This is a genomic window from Paenibacillus hexagrammi (genome assembly GCF_021513275.1).
In the GTDB taxonomy this organism is placed as follows: domain Bacteria; phylum Bacillota; class Bacilli; order Paenibacillales; family NBRC-103111; genus Paenibacillus_E; species Paenibacillus_E hexagrammi.
In genome coordinates this window covers 1,037,752-1,062,462 of the sequence record NZ_CP090978.1, presented here as the reverse complement: position 1 = coordinate 1,062,462, position 24,711 = coordinate 1,037,752, and the positions used below count along the sequence as shown (strand labels likewise).

18 protein-coding genes and 1 pseudogene are annotated in these 24,711 nt (G+C 48.9%); 2 read left to right on the top strand and 17 right to left on the bottom strand.

Annotation, left to right across the window (positions count from 1 at the left end):
* Window positions 1-83 precede the first annotated feature (83 nt).
* The 7 genes from L0M14_RS04830 to L0M14_RS04800 all read right to left on the bottom strand — a co-directional run bounded on the left by L0M14_RS04830 (window position 84) and on the right by L0M14_RS04800 (window position 10,512).
* Window positions 84-1,544, bottom strand: a complete 1,461-nt coding sequence (locus L0M14_RS04830) for a response regulator (protein WP_235121085.1) — start codon at window positions 1,542-1,544, stop codon at window positions 84-86.
* On the bottom strand, window positions 1,522-3,312 hold the full coding sequence (locus L0M14_RS04825; RefSeq protein ID WP_235121084.1) for a cache domain-containing sensor histidine kinase: 1,791 nt from the start codon (window positions 3,310-3,312) through the stop codon (window positions 1,522-1,524). Before L0M14_RS04825 ends, L0M14_RS04830 begins: the two co-directional genes overlap by 23 nt.
* Window positions 3,313-3,429: 117 nt before the next feature.
* On the bottom strand, window positions 3,430-4,797 hold the full coding sequence (locus tag L0M14_RS04820; RefSeq protein ID WP_235121083.1) for a PDZ domain-containing protein: 1,368 nt from the start codon (window positions 4,795-4,797) through the stop codon (window positions 3,430-3,432).
* Between the two features lie 543 nt (window positions 4,798-5,340).
* On the bottom strand, window positions 5,341-8,406 hold the full coding sequence (locus tag L0M14_RS04815) for a glycosyltransferase family 39 protein (protein ID WP_235121082.1): 3,066 nt from the start codon (window positions 8,404-8,406) through the stop codon (window positions 5,341-5,343).
* Window positions 8,400-9,047 carry a glycosyltransferase 87 family protein gene (locus L0M14_RS04810; protein WP_235121081.1) on the bottom strand — a complete coding sequence of 216 codons (648 nt, stop codon included), beginning with the start codon at window positions 9,045-9,047 and terminating at the stop codon, window positions 8,400-8,402. Before L0M14_RS04810 ends, L0M14_RS04815 begins: the two co-directional genes overlap by 7 nt.
* A gap of 100 nt (window positions 9,048-9,147) precedes the next feature.
* Window positions 9,148-9,375, bottom strand: coding sequence for a DUF7667 family protein (locus tag L0M14_RS04805; RefSeq protein ID WP_235121080.1), 228 nt, complete (start codon window positions 9,373-9,375; stop codon window positions 9,148-9,150).
* An 84-nt stretch (window positions 9,376-9,459) separates the two neighbouring features.
* Window positions 9,460-10,512: a hypothetical protein gene (locus L0M14_RS04800; RefSeq protein WP_235121079.1), complete on the bottom strand. Its 1,053-nt coding sequence runs from the start codon at window positions 10,510-10,512 to the stop codon at window positions 9,460-9,462.
* Window positions 10,513-10,786: 274 nt separating this feature from the next.
* Here L0M14_RS04800 and L0M14_RS04795 point away from each other — a divergent pair, with 274 nt between their 5' ends.
* Window positions 10,787-12,535, top strand: coding sequence for an alpha-glycosidase (locus L0M14_RS04795; RefSeq protein ID WP_235122819.1), 1,749 nt, complete (start codon window positions 10,787-10,789; stop codon window positions 12,533-12,535).
* Window positions 12,536-12,794: 259 nt separating this feature from the next.
* On the opposite strand, the gene L0M14_RS04790 is transcribed toward L0M14_RS04795, so the two are convergent.
* From L0M14_RS04790 to L0M14_RS31405, 3 genes and pseudogenes are all read right to left on the bottom strand, one after another.
* Window positions 12,795-13,436, bottom strand: coding sequence for a hypothetical protein (locus tag L0M14_RS04790; RefSeq protein ID WP_235121078.1), 642 nt, complete (start codon window positions 13,434-13,436; stop codon window positions 12,795-12,797).
* Between the two features lie 164 nt (window positions 13,437-13,600).
* Window positions 13,601-14,790 (bottom strand): annotated as a pseudogene (locus L0M14_RS04785) (macrolide family glycosyltransferase).
* Between the two features lie 263 nt (window positions 14,791-15,053).
* The gene (locus L0M14_RS31405; protein ID WP_309248983.1) at window positions 15,054-15,137 is read right to left on the bottom strand and encodes a putative holin-like toxin; all 84 of its coding nucleotides are present in this window, start codon (window positions 15,135-15,137) and stop codon (window positions 15,054-15,056) included.
* A gap of 307 nt (window positions 15,138-15,444) precedes the next feature.
* Between L0M14_RS31405 and L0M14_RS04775 the strand changes: the two genes are divergently transcribed.
* Window positions 15,445-16,239 carry a putative protein N(5)-glutamine methyltransferase gene (locus L0M14_RS04775; protein ID WP_235122818.1) on the top strand — a complete coding sequence of 265 codons (795 nt, stop codon included), beginning with the start codon at window positions 15,445-15,447 and terminating at the stop codon, window positions 16,237-16,239.
* A 70-nt stretch (window positions 16,240-16,309) separates the two neighbouring features.
* Here the strand turns inward: L0M14_RS04775 and L0M14_RS04770 are convergent, their stop codons facing one another.
* Genes L0M14_RS04770 through L0M14_RS04740 form a run of 7 tightly spaced genes read right to left on the bottom strand, consistent with a single transcriptional unit; the run spans window position 16,310 to window position 24,711 of the window.
* Window positions 16,310-17,350, bottom strand: coding sequence for a hypothetical protein (locus L0M14_RS04770; RefSeq protein ID WP_235121077.1), 1,041 nt, complete (start codon window positions 17,348-17,350; stop codon window positions 16,310-16,312).
* Window positions 17,347-18,747 carry a preATP grasp domain-containing protein gene (locus L0M14_RS04765; RefSeq protein ID WP_235121076.1) on the bottom strand — a complete coding sequence of 467 codons (1,401 nt, stop codon included), beginning with the start codon at window positions 18,745-18,747 and terminating at the stop codon, window positions 17,347-17,349. Before L0M14_RS04765 ends, L0M14_RS04770 begins: the two co-directional genes overlap by 4 nt.
* Window positions 18,744-19,787, bottom strand: a complete 1,044-nt coding sequence (locus L0M14_RS04760) for an LLM class flavin-dependent oxidoreductase (protein WP_235121075.1) — start codon at window positions 19,785-19,787, stop codon at window positions 18,744-18,746. Before L0M14_RS04760 ends, L0M14_RS04765 begins: the two co-directional genes overlap by 4 nt.
* A gap of 5 nt (window positions 19,788-19,792) precedes the next feature.
* Window positions 19,793-21,058, bottom strand: coding sequence for a type III PLP-dependent enzyme (locus L0M14_RS04755; protein WP_235121074.1), 1,266 nt, complete (start codon window positions 21,056-21,058; stop codon window positions 19,793-19,795).
* Entirely contained in the window at window positions 21,051-21,941 is an 891-nt protein-coding gene (locus L0M14_RS04750; protein ID WP_235121073.1) for a dTMP kinase, read from the bottom strand. Before L0M14_RS04750 ends, L0M14_RS04755 begins: the two co-directional genes overlap by 8 nt.
* Before the next feature lie 20 nt (window positions 21,942-21,961).
* A complete protein-coding gene (locus tag L0M14_RS04745; protein WP_235121072.1) occupies window positions 21,962-23,089 on the bottom strand; it encodes a nucleotidyltransferase family protein in 1,128 nt (375 codons plus the stop codon).
* Window positions 23,089-24,711 (bottom strand): class I adenylate-forming enzyme family protein, encoded by a 1,623-nt coding sequence (locus tag L0M14_RS04740; protein ID WP_235121071.1) that lies wholly within the window; start codon window positions 24,709-24,711, stop codon window positions 23,089-23,091. Before L0M14_RS04740 ends, L0M14_RS04745 begins: the two co-directional genes overlap by 1 nt.

The following is a 24,711-nucleotide window of genomic DNA, read 5'->3' as shown; positions in this document are numbered from 1 at the left end:
CTTCCCTGTGATTTATAGTACCTGCTTTCGGGAAGCTTCGGCAGTGCGGCATTTTTGGATCAGCGTCCGTTTTTTTTGGGCTGTTAGGCTTGTTCCTTAAATTGACCCGGCGTTAGCCCCGTATACTTTTTGAACACTTCGGAAAAGTGCCTGTAGGTGTGATAACCGACCTTCTCACTCACATCGTTCACTTTAAGGCCTTTACTAAGTAGCGACTTGGCAAGCTCCATGCGGTATCGGGTTACGTATTTGATATAGGACTCCCCAATCTCCTCTTTGAAAAGCACGCTGAAGTACGTCGGGTTCATGCCGACATGCTCCGCAACCTCCTGAAGAGACAAATCTCTTGTACAGTGCTCGGCAATAAAGCTGCGGGCGCGCTCCACAGAGGAATGCTTAACACTATCACTAGACACTGGAGCGCCCGCTTCCGCAATTTGCAGGAGCTGTTCTCGAAACCATTCGGCTACCTTGCCCTTAGCGGCCATTTCGCGGAAATCGACGTGCGGCTTGTAATGTTCATAGGCAAGCTGCGCCTTATCTGCTCCCGTCTTCTTGGCTTCCTCCAGCGCCAAATAAATCAGCTTGAGCATCTTATGCTCCGCGACTTCCAGCTCCAGCTTTTCAAGCTGCAGCCACTTAATAAACTGCTCGAGCTGCTCCATAAGTACGCTGCGGTTGCCCGTACGGATACTTAGGATGATCGCCTCTTCTCTTTCTGTGAGACCGTCCGGCGCTGATCCTAGATCCCCCAGATCCTCGAAACGCACGACACCCTGCTCCCCTAGAAAATAGGCGGATCTCAATGCTCGAAGCGCCTCTGTGCAGCTGATCGACGCTTTCGCAATCTGCGAATAGGTTTTGCCACAGCCCACGGGCATACCCGCAGACTCAAACTCGTACGCCAAATGCTCCCAAAATTCAAGAGTAGGCCATTGATAATGGAAGAAGACAAGCATTCTCTCTTGACCGTTTCGAACGGCGACACTGAAGTAATCCTCGTGTTTGGGAAAAACAGCGGTGACCGCTCCTGAAGCCGCAACCGTTACTCCGCAGACCCGCGAAGCGTTCTCACCAAAGCTGTGAAGCCATTTGGACTCCGCCTCAGTGCCTATGAGCAGCAAATCTAACGTAGCTTTCGCTAGAACCACTTCATTAATTTCTTGTTGTTGGCGAATACGGTCCAGCACCTTCTGGAGGGATTTCTCGATGCTCGGAACCGTTACGGGCTTCTCCAAATAATCGGCAACGCCCAGTTGAATGGCCTTCTTCACATACTCAAACTCGTTGAATCCGCTGAATACTATGCAGTACGTCTCCGGTGCTTCGTTCAGGATTTTGTAAATGAGCTCAAGCCCGTCCATACCCGGCATCCGTATGTCCGTAAACACAATATCGGGTCGGGTGTTACGAAACAAGGCTAAAGCAGCATGACCATCACCTGCTGTTCCAACCAGTTCTATGCCAAACCCAGCCCAATCGATCATCGCCTGAAGTCCCTGCAGTACGATATATTCATCATCACATACGATCGCTTTCAGCATCTGAGTCCCTCTCCTTCATGTTCGGATTAAATCGAAGCTCGATGCGGGTTCCTTCATGAACCCTGCTCCATATTCGCAGTTCGCTCGTCGGCCCATAAGAAAGAAGCAGCCTTTCCCTGACGTTGCGCAGCCCGTAACCTGACTCTGTGACACTGACATCCTCGATGCCGATTCCGTTATCCTCTACAGTAAAGACCAAGAAGTCGCCTTCCCGCTTCCCTGACAAGCGAATAGTGCCTTCACCCAGCTTAGGCTCCAAGCCATGATAAATGGCGTTTTCCACGAGCGGCTGTAGCAGCAGCTTCATGATTTCCATCCCCATCAAGGAGGCATCCACCTCCTCGATATACTGAAAACGGTTGTTGTAGCGGATATTCTGGATGGTCATATAGTGCTCAATATGTTTAAGCTCCTTGAACACGGAGATCATCTCTTTCCCTTTGTTCAGGCTTAGCTTGAAGCTTTCTGATAAGGAAACCGCCATTTGGGCGATATCGTTATTCTTTTGCAGCGTCGCCATCCAATAGATTGAATCCAGCGTATTGTAAAGAAAATGGGGCTTGATTTGCGCTTGCAGCGCTCTAAGCTCTGCTTCCCGCTCCTTTAGCTCGGAGTGAATCAGCTTTTCGGTCAACTCCCTATTTTCGGATGCCATTCGTTTGAACGTCTCTCCGATAGCTCCGACTTCATCCCGTTCGAAGGTCTCTTGAAAGCTTCTTGTCCCCTTCGTCCACTCCACCATCATCTTCTTGATTTGCAGCAGCGGGCGGGTAATGCTCCCTGACATAAAAAAGGATAGAATAAGGGCTAGCACTCCCATGGATACTGCCATAAATGTCGTTGCCGTTCCGATTGTATTCGACTGCTTCAGCAGCTCCTTTAGCTTCACAAGATGGATGAATGTCCAGCCGGTCGTCTGGTTTTGATATTGGCTGACCAGATAGCCGGTTTTCTTTAGAGCCGCCAAGGTGCTCGCGTAATTAACCTCAGCAGGCTGCTTGTCGTCTGGCAGCGCGTTGTTAAATACAACATGAACCGGCTTATCGGCAGCCGCGGATTCGATCGCCAAGAAGCCTCCGCTGCTGCTGCCCGCGTTAAAAATATCCTGAAAAATCGACTTGGAAATGTTCGTAATCAAAAGACCGATCGGCTCCGAGGTTGATGCATCCCGAAATAGCTTGACCGTAGAGAAGGAATCTTTGGAATCTCCAAGTATATCGTATCCAACAAACACCACTTTGCCTTGTTCCTCAGCTGCTTGCTTGTACCAATCCGTTTGCCTGATCAAGGCAGCCTTATCCGGTTTCTCATAAATGCCTGCATCGTCAGACCTGCCTGCACAGAAGGTTTGAAAATCCAGATTAAAGATACAGATCGAATTCACAAACTTGGTGTCAAAGAGATTGTTATTGATCACCTTCTGCAGCTTCGATGAGTTCCAATCGTTCAGATCCCCCTGCTCAAAACTCTGCTCTGCCTTATTGTTACTGCTGTTTAAGACAGCTCTTACCTCATCGTTCATCACAATCGACCGGTTCAAATTGACGATATTGCGAAAAAGCAGATCAGCGACCTCACTGGAGGTCTCCAGATGGTCTTCGTTCGTCTGCTCGTTGGTTTGCATCAGGGTGGATTTGGCAATGTTAAATGAAATAAAGCCGAGCAAGAATAAAGGCGGCAAGGAGATGACAATCATCGCAGCCAGGAACCTTGTTCTTACTCTTTGAAAACGAAATTTCGCCAAAAATGAGCGTACTCGATTGTTCATGATCTACCTCCGGCTCAACGACAAGCAGCGACCTGACATAACGTACAGGCCGCTTTTTTATATTATATCCAAAACACGATCTACTTCGTAATGTCCTGATTTTTGGAAAATGTCCGATTATTTTGGATGCGCCCGAAGCCAGCTCAGAATATCATCCAGGGTATGAACCGGTACGATCAAGAGATCGGAAGCGCCTTTTCTGGCCTCCGCCTCATTCTCCGCAGGCACGAAGAACACATCCGCGTTCGTTCTGCTGACGGTGTACGCCTTTTGCTCGAGACCTCCGACAGGTCCGACCGTACCGTCCGGCTCCATCGTACCGGTGCCCGCGACATGATTGCCGTTCGTTACCCCGCCCGGTGTCAGCTGATCGATCAGCGTCAGGGCAAGCATTGCGCCGTGCGAAGGACCACCTTCGTGCAGCAAATAGCTGTGATAATCGATTTGCTTCGGGATATCGTACTCAAGATCGTTCGCTACCTGAATGCCGAAAATAGCCTTCGTGGCATCGCTGGGATTGCCCCTCGTACTTGCCACCAGCTCCATCTCCGCGCTGCCGCGTCGAAGCTTCACCCGCACGCTTTCTTCCGGCTTAACCGGCTTCATCTGCTCGCTAAGCTCCTGGGCATTTGAAACAGCTGCGCCGTTAATCCCTATAATGATATCACCTAATTGCAAGCTGTCTCTCGCAGGACTATCTGTAGCGATCGCCGTTACCAAGACGCCGTGCGAAGTAACACCGCTGCCTAGCCCCAGCTTTTGGAAAGCTACGGCACTTCCGGATGCATTGGCGTCATCCTTCATCGTTCTTACCAGCTGGTTATACTCGCCCACCGACATGCCTAAGTTATTCGGTTCAAATGTGTAATGGGGAAACAGCTTGGCATACACCCAGTCCACCGGAAAGGCAGGCCGTTCAAAAACGAGTACGCCGGATATATCTCCACTCTCACTGCCGCTGCTTACATGCGCATATCGCTGCATATTAAGCGTCAGTCCGGGATAAGTAACCAGGTAACGAGTAGGATAAAACAAGAGCAGACCCAAGCATATCGTCACAGCCAAAACTGATAAGGTATGGAGAGGCTTTCTTCGGAGAGCCCGCTCTTGCACGATCAGATCGGCAAACACCGATAACCAAGAAATGGCGAGAATACCGACGGAATAGGTCAGCTGCTTAGGTATTATTAGCACGATGAGAATTGCCGCCGCGCAGCTGAGTGATACGATTGCGCAGGTCAGTGTTAGGGATAGAGGCGGAGGTCCATAGGAGTTCTTCCTGCATTCCCGCCAGCGGAGCAAGCCCCCGGCAAGCCATAGTAAAGGGACACAGGCCAATGCATAAATGAGCAGATCAGCTGTATCGATCCAGTACCAACGCGCCCCAACACGCAGCGGATCCGGCAGCCAAACCAATTCTCCTATGAAAGCAAGAGCAAGGATAAGCAGCATTCCTGAGAAGTACAATTTACGGGAGGACACCATGAGATGCATACACTCCTTTGCTAAGTTCATGTAATCTCAATGATAGCCGTGCCGCTTCATTGAAGCAACTTTACTGCACGAGGCTCCTCCCCCACTGAGATACCAAGTATTTGTGATATAATAACAGCACCGCAAATGAACATAGTAACGGAGGAAGCGATATGCTTAGTTTCGAAGAAAAGCTCCAAATCTGCAGCTCATTCCCTGAGCTGCAGCACAAACAGGTATCCATGGGACGAGTTAACTACCATTATGAGGAAAGCGTCTATGAGAAGAAAACCGTCGTCTACCACCTTCATCCCAGCGGCAACGGATTCGTTTATGCCGAACATGTCGCAGGGGTTCCTACCGATAATAAGGGATTCGTCAACATTAGAGATTACAGTGCCGAAGAGCTTCGCTCTCTAGTAGCTGCATCTATAGCCTCCTTATCCCCTGGGCAAAATGGGAGCTCCACTTCAGATCAAGCGGTGTCCCGTACTTCGGGCTTAGCCTACGATTCGGTTCTGTCCGATGTCTCGGATGATCGCTATGGTAACTCCACTAACTCCGATGCACACCTGACATCTTCAGCAGATCCGGACTCCGATGAGATTCCGGGTGTCCCTGAGGATGCCGAGCAGTGGATCGATACCGAGAACCAGGTGCTCTCCGTTTTCTTCGAGGACGACCTGTGGTATATCTACACAGGTGATCAGATTGAGTCTGCTTGCGAAACGTATGAGGAAGTAGAGGAATACATGCACGAAGAGGGCTTTCGGAAACGGTAAATCTAACAAAAGACTCCGCCGTGTGCAGAAGTGCACAAGACGGAGTCTTTTGTTTAGTAATGCTTTCTGTGACTTTGCTGCGTTTAGAAAAATTCCATCCCGGCAGCCATCTTAGGTAATACGAATATGCCGAGGGAATGACCATCCCAGACAGGATTGGATAGAACAATGCGAACAGGATGAATACACCAACCAAATATCCGGATACCCATTTCCGTTTATGCGGTGACTCTGATTCCTCCAAATAGCCCTTGATGTAATAGGTCAGCAGCAGCACCATGAACGGTACCATGGCAAAATAGTGATAAATAAACGTCAACCGCGGCACCAGCATCCACGGTAAATACTGGGATCCGTAAGCGATTAAGAGAACAACCAGCTTCTTATCGAGCCGTTTGGCTGCCACATAGATCGACACAATGACGGCGATAAATCCAGGCCACCAGATCAGCGGATTCCCGAAGGAAACAATGCTGGACAGCATGCCTGGCGGCATCAGCTTGCCCTGATAATACCAAATCGGCCTTATCATCATCGGCCATTCCCACCACGGCGAGGAGAATGGATGCGTAGCGACGAGGTCTTTGTGATACTTGTACATATGTACCTGGTACGTTACAACGTCCTTCAAGCCATGACCAGGGCCTGGAACCATCATGAATGGAATGTAGGACAAGGTATAAATCACAACCGGAATGAGGACAAAGGTTAATAAACAGTACAGCAGTGTCGAGATGGTATACCTTGGAAATTGCCGGATTACGTTTTGCAGCCGTCTCCGTTGTTCTTCTGTAAGAAATTCACGGGGCGGTATTGTGTTGTCCGTAAGTGCTGTTTCCGGTTGACGGGCATTCGTTAAAGCTTGATCAGCTTCTTCTCCTCCGGATCCGTGATCTAGCGAAGCAGTATGCTCGTGCAAGGACGTATCCGGCTCGTAAGCCTCATTGAGCACTCGCTTAGCTAAGCGGTATTCCCGATACCGCTCCAGTAAAGTAAGGAACAGCAGCAGCGCAAGCCCTGCTCCTCCATAGATGACAATCCATTTGGAGGCTGCTCCAATGCCGAAAAACAATCCCGACAAACCTAGCGGTATCAACGTTTTCCAAAGTCCGTCCCGGTAAAAGCTGCGGGTGGTATACCTGTACATAAAATAGAACATAAGCATGATGAAAAAGACACCGTATACGTCAATGGTTGCAATCCGCGTCTGGGCGAAATGCATGAAATCAAAGGTCAGTAGAAATGCCGCGATGAATGCATATTCGGATTTGCCGAACATCCGCTTGGCAAACACATACATAATCGGAATCATCCCGACACCGAATAATGTACCAATAATTCTCCATCCAAACGGATTGAGACCGAACAGCCAAATTCCTATGGATATGAGAATTTTCCCTAGCGGCGGATGTGTGCTTTCGTACGGTTCGATCTTGTGCAGGTGCTCATAAGCCGTTCTGGCATGATAGATTTCATCAAAATAGGAGCCCTCCATATACGTAGGCTTGTAGGGTACTACCTGAGGCTCATCAAAAAGCGATGCTCCATTGCCTTCATCCTCCGTATTGATCTGCTCTTCAATGACTTCCTGAACCGGGAGGATGGTGCTGCTTTCCTCTCCAAAAATACCCACCTCATGAAGATGAAGCGCTGCGCTTTCCTGAGCATCTATGGCGATTTTCACGTATCTCGCTTGGACCTTTGGCTCTTCCGTATGCCAAGTGAACACTTGCGTATGATCCGACTTGACGGCGATTTGATGCTCCCAAGCCTGACCATCCTTGGAGAACCAATACGAGTATGCCCCTTCACCTACTCCGGCAAAGCTGTTAATTCTCGTAATCTGATGTTCCGCACCCAGGTCGGCAATAATGGCTTCGCCGCTCCTGGCCGGCTTCCAAAAGGTTGCCGGGTCCTGATGACCACCAAGATGATAAAGTGCAATGAAGGTATAAACAACAATTAGTGCGCCAAGATAGAGGACATCTTTACCGGTGAACAATCTTCGTTTATCTGCGAAAGCCTTTTCCTCAATAGACGGTTCGAAAATGGATGTCCAGCTTTTGAAGCGGATGTTCGGGGCTTGAACTCTTGACTCTGCTGAGTTGGTTGATTCTGTTGAATTCGTTGACTCAGCAGACCCTATTGATTCTGTTGACTTCGTTGTCCCAGTCGATTCAACCAACCCGTCCAGATCTCGTTGCAGTGGTGACTGCCCCTGCTGCGGTGACAATTGATGCGGTTTCACAAAATGCCTCCATCCTAGCATACATGCATAAATGAATAATAGTACATTGAGGGCCGAGACCACGAGCAGCAGCGGGTCGTCCTTAGGAATATGATAGTCTTGATGAAAGCTGCGCAGAAGAACGTCTCCCACATTGATAAAATGAGTCAAGCTGAAGCCGATAAACAACATCAGCATTCGCTTGTCTTTCAAATAAATATAAGCAACCAAAACAAGGAGCAAGCCGTAATGCAAGTATCTTTCGTGCATCTTGGCCGTACAAACGAACATCGCAGTGATAAATAAGAAGGTAACATAGAACAGCGCTCCTTCACGCCCCTTGCTTCTGATATACAAGTAGCAACAATACAGCAGCGAGGCAGCCATAAGCGTTGTTCCGATGGCTTGATAGGTCATATGCAGAACCGTTTGCGACATTTCTACAAAATTACCGCCAAGCAGTGCCATTAGGTTGAACGCATTCAGAGAAGCATACGGATAGGAAGATAGCGTATTCAAATAGAGCTCAGGCAGCCAGCCGTACCCTCTGCCAATCGCAAACGGGAATGCCAGAACAACAATGGTTGCCGCACCGCTCAGAAAGCTCAGCAAAAGAGCATCCAATCCCGCCTGCGCAGCACATCAATGAGCAGGAACGGTCCGAACAGCAGCGCCTGAGGTTTCAGAAGAATGGCCAGAGCCAGCCAGACCGAAGCCTGCGGAAGCTTGCCCCGCTGCTGCTGAAAGAGTGTCATCAGGATGAACAGCATGAAGAAGGAATCGACCTGCCCCCACATGGCTGAATTCACCCACATAGCCGGGTTGAGAGCCATTAAGCCCGCAAGCGCAAGCGGTTCTGCATGCTGTCCTCCGCGTACTTGCCAGGTTAGCCGGTACACCGCATAAGCAAGTCCTACATCAGCCAGCATCGCGGGCATTTTCAAAATAAGGAGCGATATCGGGCTCTCCCACGGAATTCCAAACGCATGATGGAGAAAGCCAATGGCATAAAGCACGTACATATAGCCGGGAGGATAATCCAAAAAGTAATGCTGGGCGTCCGTGTATAAGGCTGGCAAACCCACGGTATATGCGCGGTCCGACCAAGCAAGAAACGTCCCGACATCTGTGTCGTAACCGATCCACATCGGCGCAAGAATAAGCCGCATGATGAAAGCGGCCAATAGAATAAATCCGAGCAGCCCATATCGCCGAACTGATACGCTCCGATTAGGCTGGAAGAAGCTCAGCATACTGAAATCCCCTTTTCCATAGCAACAAACTATTTCCATTATACCTGCGACTCCGCCAGCAGAAAAGCTTGGAAAAAGAAGAGGCACCGACAGCGGATTGTCAGTGCCTGGGTTCGAGCTTTTCGATACGCGCACAAATCTCGTGCAGCCATTCGTAGTCATGCGTAAGTGATGCGCATAGCGATAAATTATCTAATTTTAATCGATTCCATACATAAGTAGCATTAGCTTCCAGACAAAGCATGAGTTCATCCTGCTCCGCCTTGGTTAGATTCCTTGCCCTGCGCAGTGTCCATAATTCTGCCATACGTTGATGAACGGCCAGCATGATCCCGTCGTCCCCCTGTCTCTGATTGTGCCAACACTATGCAGTATAGACAAGGTAGAGCGTGTTTTAACCTGTTTATTGGGACTAGATTTGGACAGGTTGAGGCGGAAGACCGGATTGTACATACCAAACTCGGAAGTTTTTTCTGGTTTTGAGCCCTGCATTCAGCTGTGCCGTTACTAGATCCTGGAACAAATAATTGACGGCTGTCGGCACGACGCCAGTTGTGGATTTCACCTTATTTTTCAAAATATATTCATAATCGTCCACCTGATCGACATCAACCAAACCGCTGACATGCTTGTAATCCCACATTTCATCTGTCGAGCTGTCAAATCCGTCGCAGTCGCGGCTTTTTTTCATCGTGCCCTGTTGCGCGAATGATTGGCGTTGTTTGTAGGCGGGAAACAGATTCACGTCCACCCATTGTTCGAATTGATTGCCTTTCCAGGCTGAGCTAACACTTTTCTCCGCAGCAACCTCCGCGTCAGCAAACGAATTAAAACTCGAAACCGTCCGGATGAGCTGTGAGGGCATCTCCATAAATGTATCTGTAACCGCCGTTTTGACCTGATCTGCTGATTGAGCTGTCGTAACAGGAAGATCCGTGAGAAGGATTTCCATCTCCGTCAAGCTAGTATCAAACAGTGCGGAATGCTTCGTAATATAAGGGTCAGCCTTCGTCATATTGACTCCCATTCCGGTCAATTGGTTGATCAAATCGTTTGAATCGGTGATCCGGGTGCCTCCGCGCCCCGTGACTCGTTTATTGCTTGACTTTACGTTTTTGATCGCCAGTTTGTGCGCCGCTTTAAACGTCATATCCTCTTCTTCCAGATGGATTCTTTGGATTTCTTCCATGACGACTTGGCTGATGGAACCTGTGATATTTGCCGTGATAATATGTTCGGCGATCCGCTTGCCGGGAGCGTACGTCTCAGACTTTTTGCCCGGCTTCTTGATCGCTCGCTGCAGCAGCTGCCCAACGGCTTTATTGCCGATGGTTTGTTGAAGTCGGTTCGCATAAAAAGGCGATGGTATAGACGCTTCGCTGTCTTTCTCTCCGTTTGCGTATATCGAATCATGACCGGCTTTCACGCTTGATTTCGAATTGGCTTTGTTGGATGAATCGAACATGCTATCTCCCCTTTAGACGCCGATGCGGACGAATCATTACTACTGGTAACGATTCGACGAAATTTACCAAATCCCTCCTTATGAAATAGCGTGAAACAACACAGATTATTTATTTTGGGAAACCGGTTTACTAACTACCAATTCCTATGTATAATGAGTGTAATTCAAAGGCAATGCTACCCAAAGGTACAACCTCGGAACTCATTCCGCCGGATGTACCTTTTTTGCATGGAGAGCAGGCCTGAACAAGAAAGGGGCCTTATTTCATATGTCCATTATGCTGGAAGCCATTTATCATCGCCCGAAGCTGAATTGGGCTTACGCTTACGACTTGCATACCGTTCACCTTCGCATCCGAACAAAAAGAGGCAATGTGCAGAAAGTGTCCGCCTTAACCGGTGATAAGTACGCGTGGGAGGAAACGTCAGCCTATGTCGATATGCAGGTCTTCGCAAGCGACGATCTCTTCGATTACTGGGAAGTTGCCGTGAACCCTCCTTACCGCAGATTGCGTTACGCCTTCTTGATTCAGTCAGGGAAGCAATTGCTCTGGCTAACGGAAGAAGGATATTTTGAAAAAGAGCCTCAGGATTCGCTCTGGATGTTTGAATACCCGTTCTTGAATCCAGCGGACGTATTCACGCCGCCTGCGTGGGTGAAGGAAGCTGTGTTCTATCAAATTTTCCCAGAGCGTTTCGCCAGCGGCGATCCAAGTCTGACACCTGCACATGCCGAGCCCTGGGGTGGGGAGCCTACGCCTACGAATTATTTTGGAGGTGATCTGCAAGGCGTTATCGATCATTTGGATCATCTCATCGAGCTTGGCATTACCGCCATCTACTTCACTCCTCTATTTACATCTACAACCAATCATAAATACGATACCTCCGATTATTTGTCGGTTGACCCTCAATTCGGAACGAATGAAACCTTAAAGAGGCTCGTGGAAGAATGCCATAAGCGGGGGATTCGCGTATTGCTGGATGCAGTCTTTAATCATTGCGGCCATAAGTTTGCTCCCTTTGTCGATGTATTGGAAAAGGGCGCTCAATCGCGTTATGCGGATTGGTTCCATGTCAAGGATTGGCCTCTACGGGTTGAAGACGGGATCCCTACCTATGAGACGTTTGCCTTTGAGCCGATCATGCCCAAGCTGAACACCGAGAACGATGAGGTCAAGGAATATCTTCTCAACGTAGCTGAGTATTGGATCCGTGAAGTAGGCATCGACGGCTGGAGACTCGATGTGGCGAATGAAGTCGACCATCAGTTTTGGAGACTTTTCCGTGATCGGGTGAAGCGTATCAATCCGGATGCTTACCTCTTTGGCGAGATCTGGCATGATTCGCTCATGTGGCTGCAGGGCGATCAGTTCGATGCCATTATGAACTACCCGTTCACAAGCGCGGTGTTCGATTATATTGCGAATGACAAGCTAGACGGCGCCGGCTTCGCGAATAAGGTCGGAGCGCAGCTGGCAAGCTACCAGCGCCAGGTGAGCGAGACGACGTTCAACCTGCTCGGCAGCCATGATACGCCGCGCCTGCTTACGCAGTGCGGCAATGACGCACGTAAAGTGAAGCTGGCTTCCCTGCTTCTATTCGCCTTTCCCGGCACGCCGTGCATCTATTACGGCGACGAGATCGGCATGAGCGGCGGCGGTGACCCGGAATGCCGCCGCTGCATGGAATGGGACGCGTCCCGTCAGGACCGCGACCTGTTCGAGTTCTTCCGCGGGCTGATCGCCCTGCGGAAGAGCAGCGAAGCGCTGCGCACCGGCAGCGTGCGCTTCCTTCACGCCAAGGCGGGCGATGCACGCCTTGTGCTGGAACGCGTTCACGAGAATGAGCATGTTCTCATTCTCGTGAACGCGGGGCGACGCTCGGCTTCGCTGAGCGTCGAGGCCGGCGGCGGCGCGCGCGTCTGGCGCGACGCCTTCGAAGGCACGGCGGCAGCGCCGGACGGCGGGAAGCTTCAGGTGAAGCTTCCGCCTTACGGCTACGCCGTGCTGCGCGCCGACTAGGCGCGCGGGGGTGCGCCTTGCCTGACACAGGCAGGGCTTATGACGAAATAATTAGCGGAGCTGTGCGTCTCACATTGGCGTGCAGCTCATACAGCAAAAAACTCAACATGCCGCTCTCTAACGAGCCTCATGTTGAGTTTTTTTGTTCCATGCTTAGATGCGGCTGCTGCCTAGCGGGTAAACGGGTCTTAGTTCACTGAACTAAAGTTCCCCATCGTAGTAGGAGGTCAGCAGTTTTTATCAGATCTCCACGTTTAGCTTAATCATTTAATCTCGACGCCCGTAATTCTTGAAGAACTTCTTCTACATCACAGTCTGGATTTAAGATAGTGATCATCTCTGCCGTAATGGAGCAATCCTCGTAAATTTTTGCAACAACTTCTAATGAAGGTGTTAATTCAAAATAACCTTCTGCAAATTCTACAAAATCCTCAGGTGTATGGAATATACAGCCCATCAAAAAATCAGAACCATCGCTTTCACCTTTTGGAATTTCAACTTTCCCCTTGTGCCAGTTGGTGTCACTGTTTTCATGCCAAATACAAAAAGTCACATCGTCTTTTGCAATCGCATCGCCTTCAAGTAAAGATAATAATTCCTTAGGAACGTCATCATAAATCCCTTGCCATACTTTATGTTCATCTTGAGCATATGGGCTTAATCCAGATTCATGATCGAAGCCTTTTATTAAACAGCCTTTAGGGGAAAACAAAATAAATAGATGGTCACCTGCCCCATTATCTATTTTCGCCATACAAACACCTTCAGCCCAATCTTGAACAAACCGATGGTAACGAAGCCATTCATCTTGACAAAGAATAATGTTTAGTGATGCTTGGATTTTCATTAGCTTTTTTAAGATTATTGGATTTGGTAAATGTTCTAACATATTTACTTCCATGAATCCTCACCCTTTCATCCTTCCTTGCAAAGAAGCAATTCTCATGGTGTTTCATTTGCTCTTTTTACACAATTAACGAATTAACCTTATTGAATTATTCTTGAAATGATTCGGTTCTCCTGCACGCTTAACGGCGACGCATCCAGACTATCCTTCATGAACCTTTAACGTGTAAACTCAAAAATCTCATCAACAGCTTGATGGTATCCACCTGATTGTTCGAGGATCTTCCCATATCTTCAGCTGCTTCCTTGAAGGATGGATGGTTCATTACTTCATTTGCTGCCTCGCGCAGCTGCGACGCAGTTAAGCCTTGCATTTGCAATTGTAAGCCTGCTCCGACACGGGCCACTTGCGCAGCAACGAGTGGTTGGTCCGCACTTTGCGGGAGAACGAGCAGCGGGACACCGTAATAAAGACCTTCATGGGTGCTGTTCATTCCGCCGTGAGTAATAAATAGCTTTGTGCTAAGCAGGATTTCTGTTTGTGGAACATAATTTTTAACAATGAAATTAGTAGGAATATGCCCTAAGTCAGAGACTAAGGTATTACGTCCAATCGACATGACAATCGTATGCTCCGTATTTCCAAACGCCTCGAAACAAAGCTTATAAAAATCAATGGATCGGTTGAAGACCGTACCCAGTGAAATGTAAATCGGATTTCGCCCTTCTATCGCAGAGAAGTCAAAGTTGTCTGAAGTGAACCGCCCAGATATCGACGGACCTACAAATTTGTAGGATGAATCAAATACTTGTCCATTCGGTTGGAACTCCCTAGTCGTATACACGAGGGTGAGCGATGCAGGGTTACAAAATACTTCGTATGGAGAAAAAATCTCGACATCATATTTTTCCTTTACTTTTTCCACCAAGCTTTGAAATCTATCAACGATAGGAGTAACTACTTCCGAAGGGTTCCCTGCGTAAAATGATTCCAGCATTTGATCAAACGATGCTTGAGTCTGTGCAAAAGAAGTACAAGAGCTGATGGCAGGAAGCTTAAGAATTTGCGCGAGTATACGCCCGCAGCCAAACATGGAATCATGGATGATGTAATCAAAGTGCTCACCTCTAATTTGCTCCAGAACGCTAGGTATAACCACATCAGCCGTAAGCAAAAGACCGTTGACTCTTTCAAGCAAATAATTCCTGCCACCTGAAATAAAAGCTTGTATAAATTTGTGATCGTCAAAAGTTCGCACTACAGCTCCCGTCTGCTCAATACGCTCCCGAAAAGCCTCTATGCAAAAGTACACAACCTCTTCTCCGCGCGAAATCAACTCTTGCACAACACCAATCGTTGGATTGATGTGTCCTTCCGAACCCCCATTGATAAATAACACACGTGCCATGCTTACCACTCCTTTTGCTTACAGTTCTCTACATATTGAAAGGGTCCTGGTCCAAATTAAAGCTGAGATCAAATCAGGATATCTGCCAAACAAGTGAATTTTCAATGAAATAAATTTACAGTATATATTCTATATGTTACAGTAAAAATAAATAAGGAGCCGGCGGTAACCGACTCCTGCACAATAGCCGCTTTTAAGGGCGGTGGCTTGAATCAATAGGTGTTACAGCAAGAATAGACCGCTAACCTTTGCGAGAGGGCGGTCTATTTCTTTTTGAGATAGGTGAGCAACGCGAGAATGAACATGCCGAACATGAACATTAACGTCAAGGCATCCTTTACCTCCATGGCGTCACCTTAAAGTTTTCGATAGAAAACTAGCTTCGTAAGCAGGGAGATTAGCCGACCGCCCTTAAGCCATTCTATTGTCAGTACGATTATATCATAGAGTCTACCATTTGGTAGGCTTTTTCACATATTACTGGAATACACAATGCGTACTAACACAACACCGTCTGCATTCCCTGAGATTACGGCTGGAACTGGGCAAGCACACCTACAATAAAAATTCACTATAACCCTTTTCTACAAACATATAGCAAGTACCGAATAGTATAGTAATAATAAAATACCATGAAAAGCAGGGTGATCCATAATTTCCTCTAACCTTCCTGAAAGTAATGCTTACTCGATTATCGTAAGTAAACTCCGAAGTGCCGGATGCGTGTATGCCGAAGAGGAGGCACAACTGCTCCTATCAGCTGCAAAGACTCTCGAAGAACTCGAGATGCGGGTTGAGCAACGAATGGCTGGATATCCATTGGAACACCTGATTGGTTGGGTAGATTTCTGTGGCCAGCGAATCCAGATCGATCCCGGAGTTTTTGTGCCTCGGCAGCGTACCGGGCTTTTGGCCAAACAAGCCAGCATTCTTGCTCAAAATGGGGGGATCGTAGTAGATATGTGCTGCGGTTCAGGTGCTTTAGGTGCTGTTCTGCTAGCCGAGGTAGAGCACATAGAACTGCATGCTGTCGATATTGATCCAGCAGCTGTGAAATGCGCTCAGCGTAACATCGTTTTAGCCAAAGGTTTTGTCTATGAAGGTGATCTGTTTGAGCCTCTTCCTGCTCGTCTACAAGCTCAAGTCCATGTTCTCATTGCTAATGCTCCTTACGTGCCTACTGCATCCATTCAACTCCTGCCTCAAGAGGCTAGGATCCATGAGCCGCATGTAGCGTTGGATGGGGGCGGGGATGGACTAGATGTACTCAGAAGAGTTGCAGCTGCCGCCCCCACATGGCTTGCAAATAACGGCTATCTACTTGTAGAAACCAGTGCCCGTCAAGCTCCATTTGCTGAAGAAATCTTCAAACTGCACGGACTATTACCAACAACCATTCATTCGGAGGAACTGGATGCTACGGTTGTGATCGGGCAACGAAGTATGTAAGAAAAAAGAAACAGCGGCTGTCTCAACCCTGCTATGGGTCGTGAACACCGCTGTTTTTTTTACAATGCGTCTACATCCCCTCAGCCTTGCGTTCATAATAAACTTCTGGAAGGGAGAGCGCCTCTATGAGCTGCTCAACAAATAACGACTCACTCTGCCGGATCTGTTCCAAAATCTGCTTAACCGCATGTACGTTAGCTGTATTCCTTGAACGGTAAAATTTGATCAGCATATTTCTGGCAGACTCGCTGCTTTTCTCAATATGACTCGCTTTTTCGAGAAGGTCGGCACCTGGTTGAAGGTACCCTTTCTCGATGAGAAACTGAACTCTGCGGGTCATCCAGTGCTTATGCTCCCACAGCATATGCATATAGCGCAAATCTACATATCCGTCGGGGCTGCCGATAAGATGCTCCATGTACCCCTGTAAGATCTCATAGGTCTGCATGCCGAAGAGAAAAGTCGGTTCCGGCTCAGCTAACAGCTTGTATTTGGCCGCTGTATTTCGGCTGTACAGGTATTCCTTCAAGCTCTGAATAACCAGCTCGATATCGAAGGTAAAGGCTCCCTTTTCGTTAAATTGGTATAAATATATTTGATGACAATAGTTGGGAACCTCTTCCAGACTATGATAAGCCTGCTCGAATTCAGCGAAGCTGATGGTGGTTTTGTCAAAAATCAACCGTTCATTGTACCCCAGAAGATGGAAGAGCTCCTCTTCTTCATCGAAGCCGTATACTAGCACATCATGGGAACGGTTAAATTTTTGATAGGGAACGCGGTTCGGCACGTAAAACTCATCGAGATTCAAGTAGAGGTAATAGCCGCGTTTCAAGCAGTCAATAACCAGTTCTTTGATCGAAGTACGAAAAACGGGCATCAGGCTTCGATCCAGCCTATGTACTTTCAGCCATGGGTTATAAGCGTAATCCACCTCGTAGAACCCGAAAGGAACGGGATGGGTTAAAAAATTCGTATGCCCGCTAACTTGAATGAAGCTGCTGAACATCCATTCCAAACTCTGTTCATGATTCAAGAGTATGGCGAGCGGAAACGCGGAAAATTGCCAGCACTTCATCGGAGGAATTTGTACGGGGAGTTGAATATTCATGCTTGAGCCGCCTCCTTTTCACCTGCTAGGTGCACATTCATTACGTTACGATTTGTATGAGCTAGATCGTCTACGATCTTTTCCAATTGAGTGTGAATTCGTTCATTAGTCTGCCAATCTTGCGATACGATGAGCGCAAACATTCTTCCCGTGTAGGTGCTGCTGCTCTCGTCCCGATGGATAGGAAGCGAACCCGCCGTGTACAGAATGACTCCTTCACCCCGACTGCTATCGTACAAAATCCCTGTATGATCTAGGAGCGCACACAGTTCCTGATAATTTATCTGCCGGTCTGAGTGTACTCTAAAGTATCGTGAAAACACTTTACTCTCTCCCAGAACTCCCTGTAGGAAAGAGATATAGGTCGACAAGGTGAACCTTCCGTTAATTTCAATGATTGGCACGATGGTCCCTTCGCTCGTAATGATCGAATCAATGCCGGCGATGCCCGTATACCCCAGCGCGTATAAGTAGGCGCCTATCTTTTGGCCATATTCATGATACGCCTGCAGGATTCCTTCACTTAATGTCGGAGGCATCTTAGAGCCGATATAGACGGTCTCTCTCAGGATTTGCTGTTTGATAGAAAACACATCTACCGTCCCATCCGGAGCCACATAGATCTGGTAATTGACATCTGCAGATTTCTCATGCCAACCTTCCACAATCCACTGACTGTCGGGACTGCTTCGCAGTACGCGGGAGAACCTGCTTAGCAGCGGAGCCAGTTTGCTCTCATGGTCCACGATATATAAGCCCTTGCCCGACGCGCCGTGAGGTTCTTTGATGATGACCTTGGTGAAAAAGGGAGCTTCCGCTGTCAGACGTTCATAGGCTTCGCGAATTTCCTCAATCGATGTGCAGACTTTCCCTTCGGTAATAGGAAATCCCAGCTCTTCGGCCATGCGCCGGTTCATGATCTTATCATTGACTGAAGCATGAAGCACTGATGAAGCTCCCATCATCCGCAGCCCGCAAGCCTCCGCAATCTGTTCCTCTAAAGCGGTGACCGCATACGGAACGAAACAAACATCCTCTCTGCTGTCAGCCAAAATCTTGAGCTGCTCCATCAGCGCGGAATCCTGCAGGACTAGCTCGGCTATGGGCGTTAAGGGATCCGCCTGACTAGGAGTAAGGATGCGGGGAATGGAGAAGCCGTATTCCCGCATCCGGCTGATAAAAGCAGCATCCGGCTGCTCTCTAAGAATCAGAATGTCCTGTTCGCGGCAGAGCAGGATGTTCATTTCCTCCACCCGGTTCACAAGCCTGTTTTCATTCGGATCGTTAATGCCTGCCTGCACACGATTCCAATACTTCTCGGCACCGATGTTCAGCATCCAGATGAGGGTTCCTTCTCCTCGTTGTGTGGTTACATAATGGATCAAATGAAACGTCATAGCGTTCTCCTTTCACCTCCGTGCACCTGTTCAAATACACGCCCCACATGTTCAAAGTCTTGACTATGGATTAAATTATTGATAATGAACGTATTCACGCCTAGCCCGATATACCGCTGTAAATAGCTAGCGACCTCTTCATAACTTCCGACCAGGATCGGATTGAATTCTACGCCGCTTTTGAAACCGCCCAGCCAATACACACCGTCATACAACTCGTTTTCCATCGCCAGAACGGCCAGATTTCGGTTCCAGACCGACTCGGATTTGGTCTTCAGCTGAGTCAGGCGTTCGCTTTTCTTCGTCACCTGATACGTACTTTCCGCATGGCTCCAAGCTTCTTCTCTGGTCTTGCGGGCAATCATGCCGATTCGCATGCCAAGATCAAGCAGCTTATCCTGACTGAACTTCTCTTGGACAAATTGTTCAAAATGCCCGATGGGACCCGGATGCGTAATCGCCACGTCGGCTGCCTCTCTGGCCGCTTGGATGGAAGCATCCGATGAGCCTGACATGAGAATGCGCGGCCTCAGATGTTCAGGCAGCCTAGGCTCGAGCTGAACGCCCGACAGCTGATAGAACAGCCCCTCATAGTACACAGGTCTGGTTGCAGACAGAAGCATGTTCAGCACTTCCGTGTATTCCACAATCCTTTCATATCTTCTGTCATGGCTTGTCTGATCGCCCAGCTGCTGCAGCTCCTGCTGCATAGCGCCAGAAATCAGATTCAAATGCACGGGCCGATCGAACATGTAGCCGATGGTCTGGATCATTTTGGCGGCGGTTAAGGGGGGCATGGTATAAGGCTGCAGGGCTATTAACGGAATCAGCTTCTCCGTGTGCTGCACAATCGTGGCAGCCAAGGTCCAAGGATCTAGGATGAGGTGATTGTAATAAAGCAGGGAGCCTTGCAATCCGTGCTGCTCCGTCTGCTGCGCGATATCAATAACCGTTTGTAAATAGGTTTGGCTACTGATCTGCTGCTGTTGAAACTGCTCGTTGGCGGGTATTTCCGAATAGATGGTGATTCCAGGCGGCATTCCTCTCACACTCCTTGCAAATGGCTTTCAAGCTGAAGCGGATGCTGCCCTCTCAGAAGATCTTCGGGCTTGCCCCGCTCCCTTAAGACGTGAAATGCTCCGTCAACGTGTAACACTTCGGCTGGCAGAGCATGCCCTAGAAACAGCACCGGACTGTGTGTTAACCCGTATGCGCCGGACTTGTCAATGACGAGAATATCACCAGGCTCCGCCGGAGGCAGTGATACTTTCTGGCCCATTACATCGGTAGGCGTACATAAGGACCCTACGACATTGACCTCTTCCCGAGCATCACCCTCTTTGCCCAGCAGGTACATAGGAAAGTTATTTCTCACATATCTGCCAAGAAAGGCGCTTGATGCATGCTGATTAGAGCCTCCGTCGCAAACCAGGTATTTACTGCCCTTGCACTCCTTGGTGTACAGCACTTTGGTTAGAAATACACCTGACTCCGCGAGCAAAAACCGACCGCTCTCCACACCGATCCTGACCCCGTTAAGCTGGTCCTTATAGGTGGTCCAGACCTCCGCTAGCCCCTCCCTCAGCTTGTTCATATCCAAAGGCACTTCGCCGGCAAAATAGGGTACACCGAAACCTCCTCCCAGATCGAGAAAATCAGGTCGAATGCTATAATTCTCCGTTAACTCAAGAAACAGCCCAATGATCGCTTCCATATTGGCAACCATGTTCCCGGCATCCAGTATTTGCGTGCCCGTAAAAATATGAATGCCTGCAAGGTCCACATGAGACAGAGATTGGATCGCTTGAATCGCTTCCCCCACATGCTCCTGATCAATACCAAATTGTGTCGGTACTCCGGTCATTTTCATACCTGCACCTGAGATATTGAAGCTCGGATTAATCCGAATCGCAATTCGAACGATTTGTCCAAGTGAACGGGCTATTTCGTCAATACGATCAGCCTCTTCCACAGACTCAACATTGATGCAGTAAATGCGCTGGCGAACAGCATATTCCAGCTCTTCACGGGTTTTTCCCGGACTTGTAAAGATGATATCATCCGCATCAAAGCCCGCTTGAAAAGCAATGTGCAGCTCTCCCAATGAAGCAACCTCGATACGGCTTCCCAGCTGTCTGAGATATTGACAAATTCCTAGCAGCGGGTTGGATTTCACTGAATAAAACACCTCAAAGCCTTCCGGCAAATGATTCTTAAGCTTGTTATATTGAGCTTCCATCATGCTGCCATCATAAGCGTATAGAGGCGTTCCATAACGATTAGCCATATGTGCCAACAATTGTTTATCCATCTTTCCCCTCCCATGCAGCTGAAACTTCCCTCATGTTTTCCATAGTTTTGCCGGAGCTGATGCTAGTGCTCGCGTTCGTTCTTTTGCTGATCTTGTTCATGCCCGTACTTGTGCCCGTTCTTGTGCTCTTACTCACGCCGTACTCATACTCGTGCTCGTTCTCGTGCTTGCTCGTTCTCTTATTCGTTGTTCCCTTACTCGTTGTTCTCTCGTCCGCACTCCTGCCTATTCCCGCTTTCTCCTGCATATACGCTGCAATTTGATGATGAACCAGCTCGGGCGCTTGTCTGGAATCCACAACAATAATATTGGTTCGCCGCTTCCTTCTCAGCATTCGAAACAGCTTCATGTATTCGTCCCTCATCCGCTGTAAGTAGGCCAAATCTTGATTCTGCAGCTGTTTGTTCGTATGGAACAGCACCTTGCCTCTGGCTACGATCCGTTCCAGGCAGATCTCCGGATGGGTATCGAAAAACAGCAGAATGTCCGCCTGTCTGAACCATCTTCCGAGCAAGCGAGCCAGCATCCCTCCCGCCTCATTCGCCGCATCGCGGGATATTGCGGTGTACACGTATCTGTCCGCTATCACGATGCGGCCTTTCCTAAGGGCAGGAGAGATAACTGTCCAGTAATCAATGATGAAGCCTATCCATTGCAGCAAGCTGTAGGTCCAAGGGGTTAGCAGGCGATAGCGCCGCAGCTTTTGAACCATGCTTCGGATCAGAGGGTTGGCGTTCCATTCAACCGTAACCGTTTCTAAGCCGGCCGTAGACAAATAATGCTGAAGCCTGCGGATGCCCATGCTCTTTCCTGACCCGCTGATCCCTTCATACACCAGCAGCAGCCCCTTCTTACGGCCTACTACAAACGCTTCTTGGTCCATTCGCTCCCCCTTGGTTTGTCTTAGTTCATAACCGGCTCTTGATCGCCGATTCTTTTGAGAAGATGGAACCGTTTCATATCGAAAAAGCGTGTCAGGAGATCTTTGTCCCATTCATACACAACCGAAGCGTCCGCAGGGTCCACGACTTGTTCCAGGTAATCGGTTGATTCCGGCATAATCTCTGCAAGCATGCTCATGAAGCCCGCATTTTCACGGAGCACCGGAAAGAAAGTCAGCGTATGAGCCAAGGAGTAGTAGCACTCTTTGACAATGTTATTGGTTCTCATAATGTCAATCAGCTTCTCAAAGTCGAGCTCCAGCTGCGGATCGGTAAGAAACGCGTAAATGTCGACGAATTTATAAAAGCCGAGATCGCGCTGCCATTCGACCCAGTTGAGGACTGCCGCCTCCTTGAACAAATGCACACAAAGATGAGCGATAAAATATTCCTTCGGCAGCGCGCTGACGGGATGAACGCCGTCAAACAGATAGTCTTCCGCGTTCTCGATGAATTGGTCTACAGCCTGTTCGGTACCTTGAGCCATCCAATCAAGTGAGAAGTTAATGTCCACTTCAATCAAATTGATTCCAGGCTCGTTCGCAACTTTGCGATAGGGAACTACTTCCCCGTAATTCATCCGATAGTTGAGAATTTCACGTCTCGTCGCAGGTACGACCACATTCTCGTTCTCATCATGGAAGCCTTGGATAAAGCCAAGCCCCTTCAAGATATTCCCGCACCGCGTCAGATCCTCCGCACGGAGAAGAATATCGATATCACTGGAAATTCTGCAGCCAATCGGATAAATGGAATTGGCCAGGATGGAGCCTTTCAAGAAAGCATGCGGGATCCCGCCTTCTCTAAGTGCATCAGCAAGCTGCAGAATCGATGTCTTATGGGATTTGGTGCGCTCTGCCTGAATCTGATGAAGCAGGTATAAGCCGAACTCAAACTCACGGTTGAAGAAAGGGGCGCTGATTTGCCGAAGCACATGATACGCAATACCCGCTGTGCGGTTGTATACGAGGTGTCCCAGCACCTCCGCCCAATCCAGTCTTTGACCGACTAACTGCAGAATTCTTTCTTTATTCGGCGTTCGAAATGCGGCCAGCTCCAATACCAATTCTTGTTCCAGTGATACACTCATCAATAACACTCCTTTAAATTTAGGTTAGTGGTTCTGTCTTCTATGATCTGTCTGCGGACAATCTTTCCAGCGGCATTACGTGGGATTTCATCTACAATTCGGATGATGTCCGGTAATTGATAAGAGGCCAAACGCCCCTTGCAAATCTCCATAATCTCCATAACCGAGAGGGGTTCTTCCAGCTCCGAATGACTGACAACCGATATATGAATCTTTTGTCCGTATCGAGGATCTGGGACGCCATAAGCGACAGCCTGTTTGATTCTCCGGTCCTCGAGCAGCACATCTTCGATTTCCTTCGGGTAGATGTTCATTCCGGCCCGAATGATCATGTCGTCTTTTCGGCCAATGATATACAAATAACCGTCTTCGCCACGCCTCACCATATCACCGGTATAGAGCCATCCGTCTCGCAGCTTCCTTTCAGTCAGCTCCGGATTGTTCCAATAGCCCCAGAATATATTGGGTCCTTTCAAAATCAGCTCCCCATCCTCACCGGTTCGGCAGCTGCGTCCTAGATCATCCACAACATCGGCCTGCATACTCACCATAGGTGAGCCGATACAGCTTTCCTTCCAACCGAAATGCTCCGGCGGGAGGTAGGTCACCCTCGGTGACGCCTCCGTTTGGCCGTACAGCATATAGAACTGAACATGCCGATACTTTTCACTAATGGTTAAAGCAACCTGTTTATGCAAATATTCCCCCATGAGGGCCACTTTACGAAGCTCAGGCAGCCTGCGTTCAACCTTATCCATGGCCATTTGATAAAAAATAGTCGGGGTTGAGCAGAACACGGTAATATGCCGCTGCTCCATAAAACTGGCAAGCCGCCTAGGAACAAACGGTTCATCATAGAAAGTCATTTGCGCGCCGCAAGCACAACCCAGCAAGAACTCTCCCGTTAAGACAGAAGCATGGCTGAGTGAGCGGTTAATCAGGATGTGATCGTCCGCGTTCAGCTCGAAGTACTGCTGAATATCCTCCATGTTGGATTGGATGTTGTCATAGGTCAGTACGGCTCCCTTTGGCTGTCCCGTGCTTCCTGACGTGTACATGATGAAAGAAGGCGGTACTTGCGGCATATCGCTAAGTTGAGCTTCAGCATCCTCGGTATGGGCTTCCGCCGGGGTCGTGCGACTCAAGGTCTCCCCAGAACTCAATGACTCTCTGTGCATCGAGACTTCCGCACGGTTCGCGTCATACTCCTCTTGTCTTGCCAGTGCCGGTACCACCACTTTCGTTCCAGCTTCAGCACAAGCGGCTTGGAGTCCCGCTCCGAGACCGTGTTCCGACAATGTCACAAGCACATGCGGTCTCGTCTGCTGTATGATCTGGACGCACCTTGCTTCGCCATACTTGGCGGCGAGCGGCACGATGACCATGTTCAATGACAAGCAGGCCAGCACCAAACAGGCTTCATCCACAGGCCGATTCTCAAGAATCGCCACCCTGGCGCCGAAGGGAAGCTGCTCCCTCAATTGATCGGCCAAGCTCCGCACATAGGCGCCCATCTCCCCATAACGAAGCGTCGTTCCGTCAGAGTAAGACAATGCAGGACGTGCCGCATGCTTATGAAATGCTGCTTCCATCAGCCCCCAGAGACTCAGCCGATGGCTCAT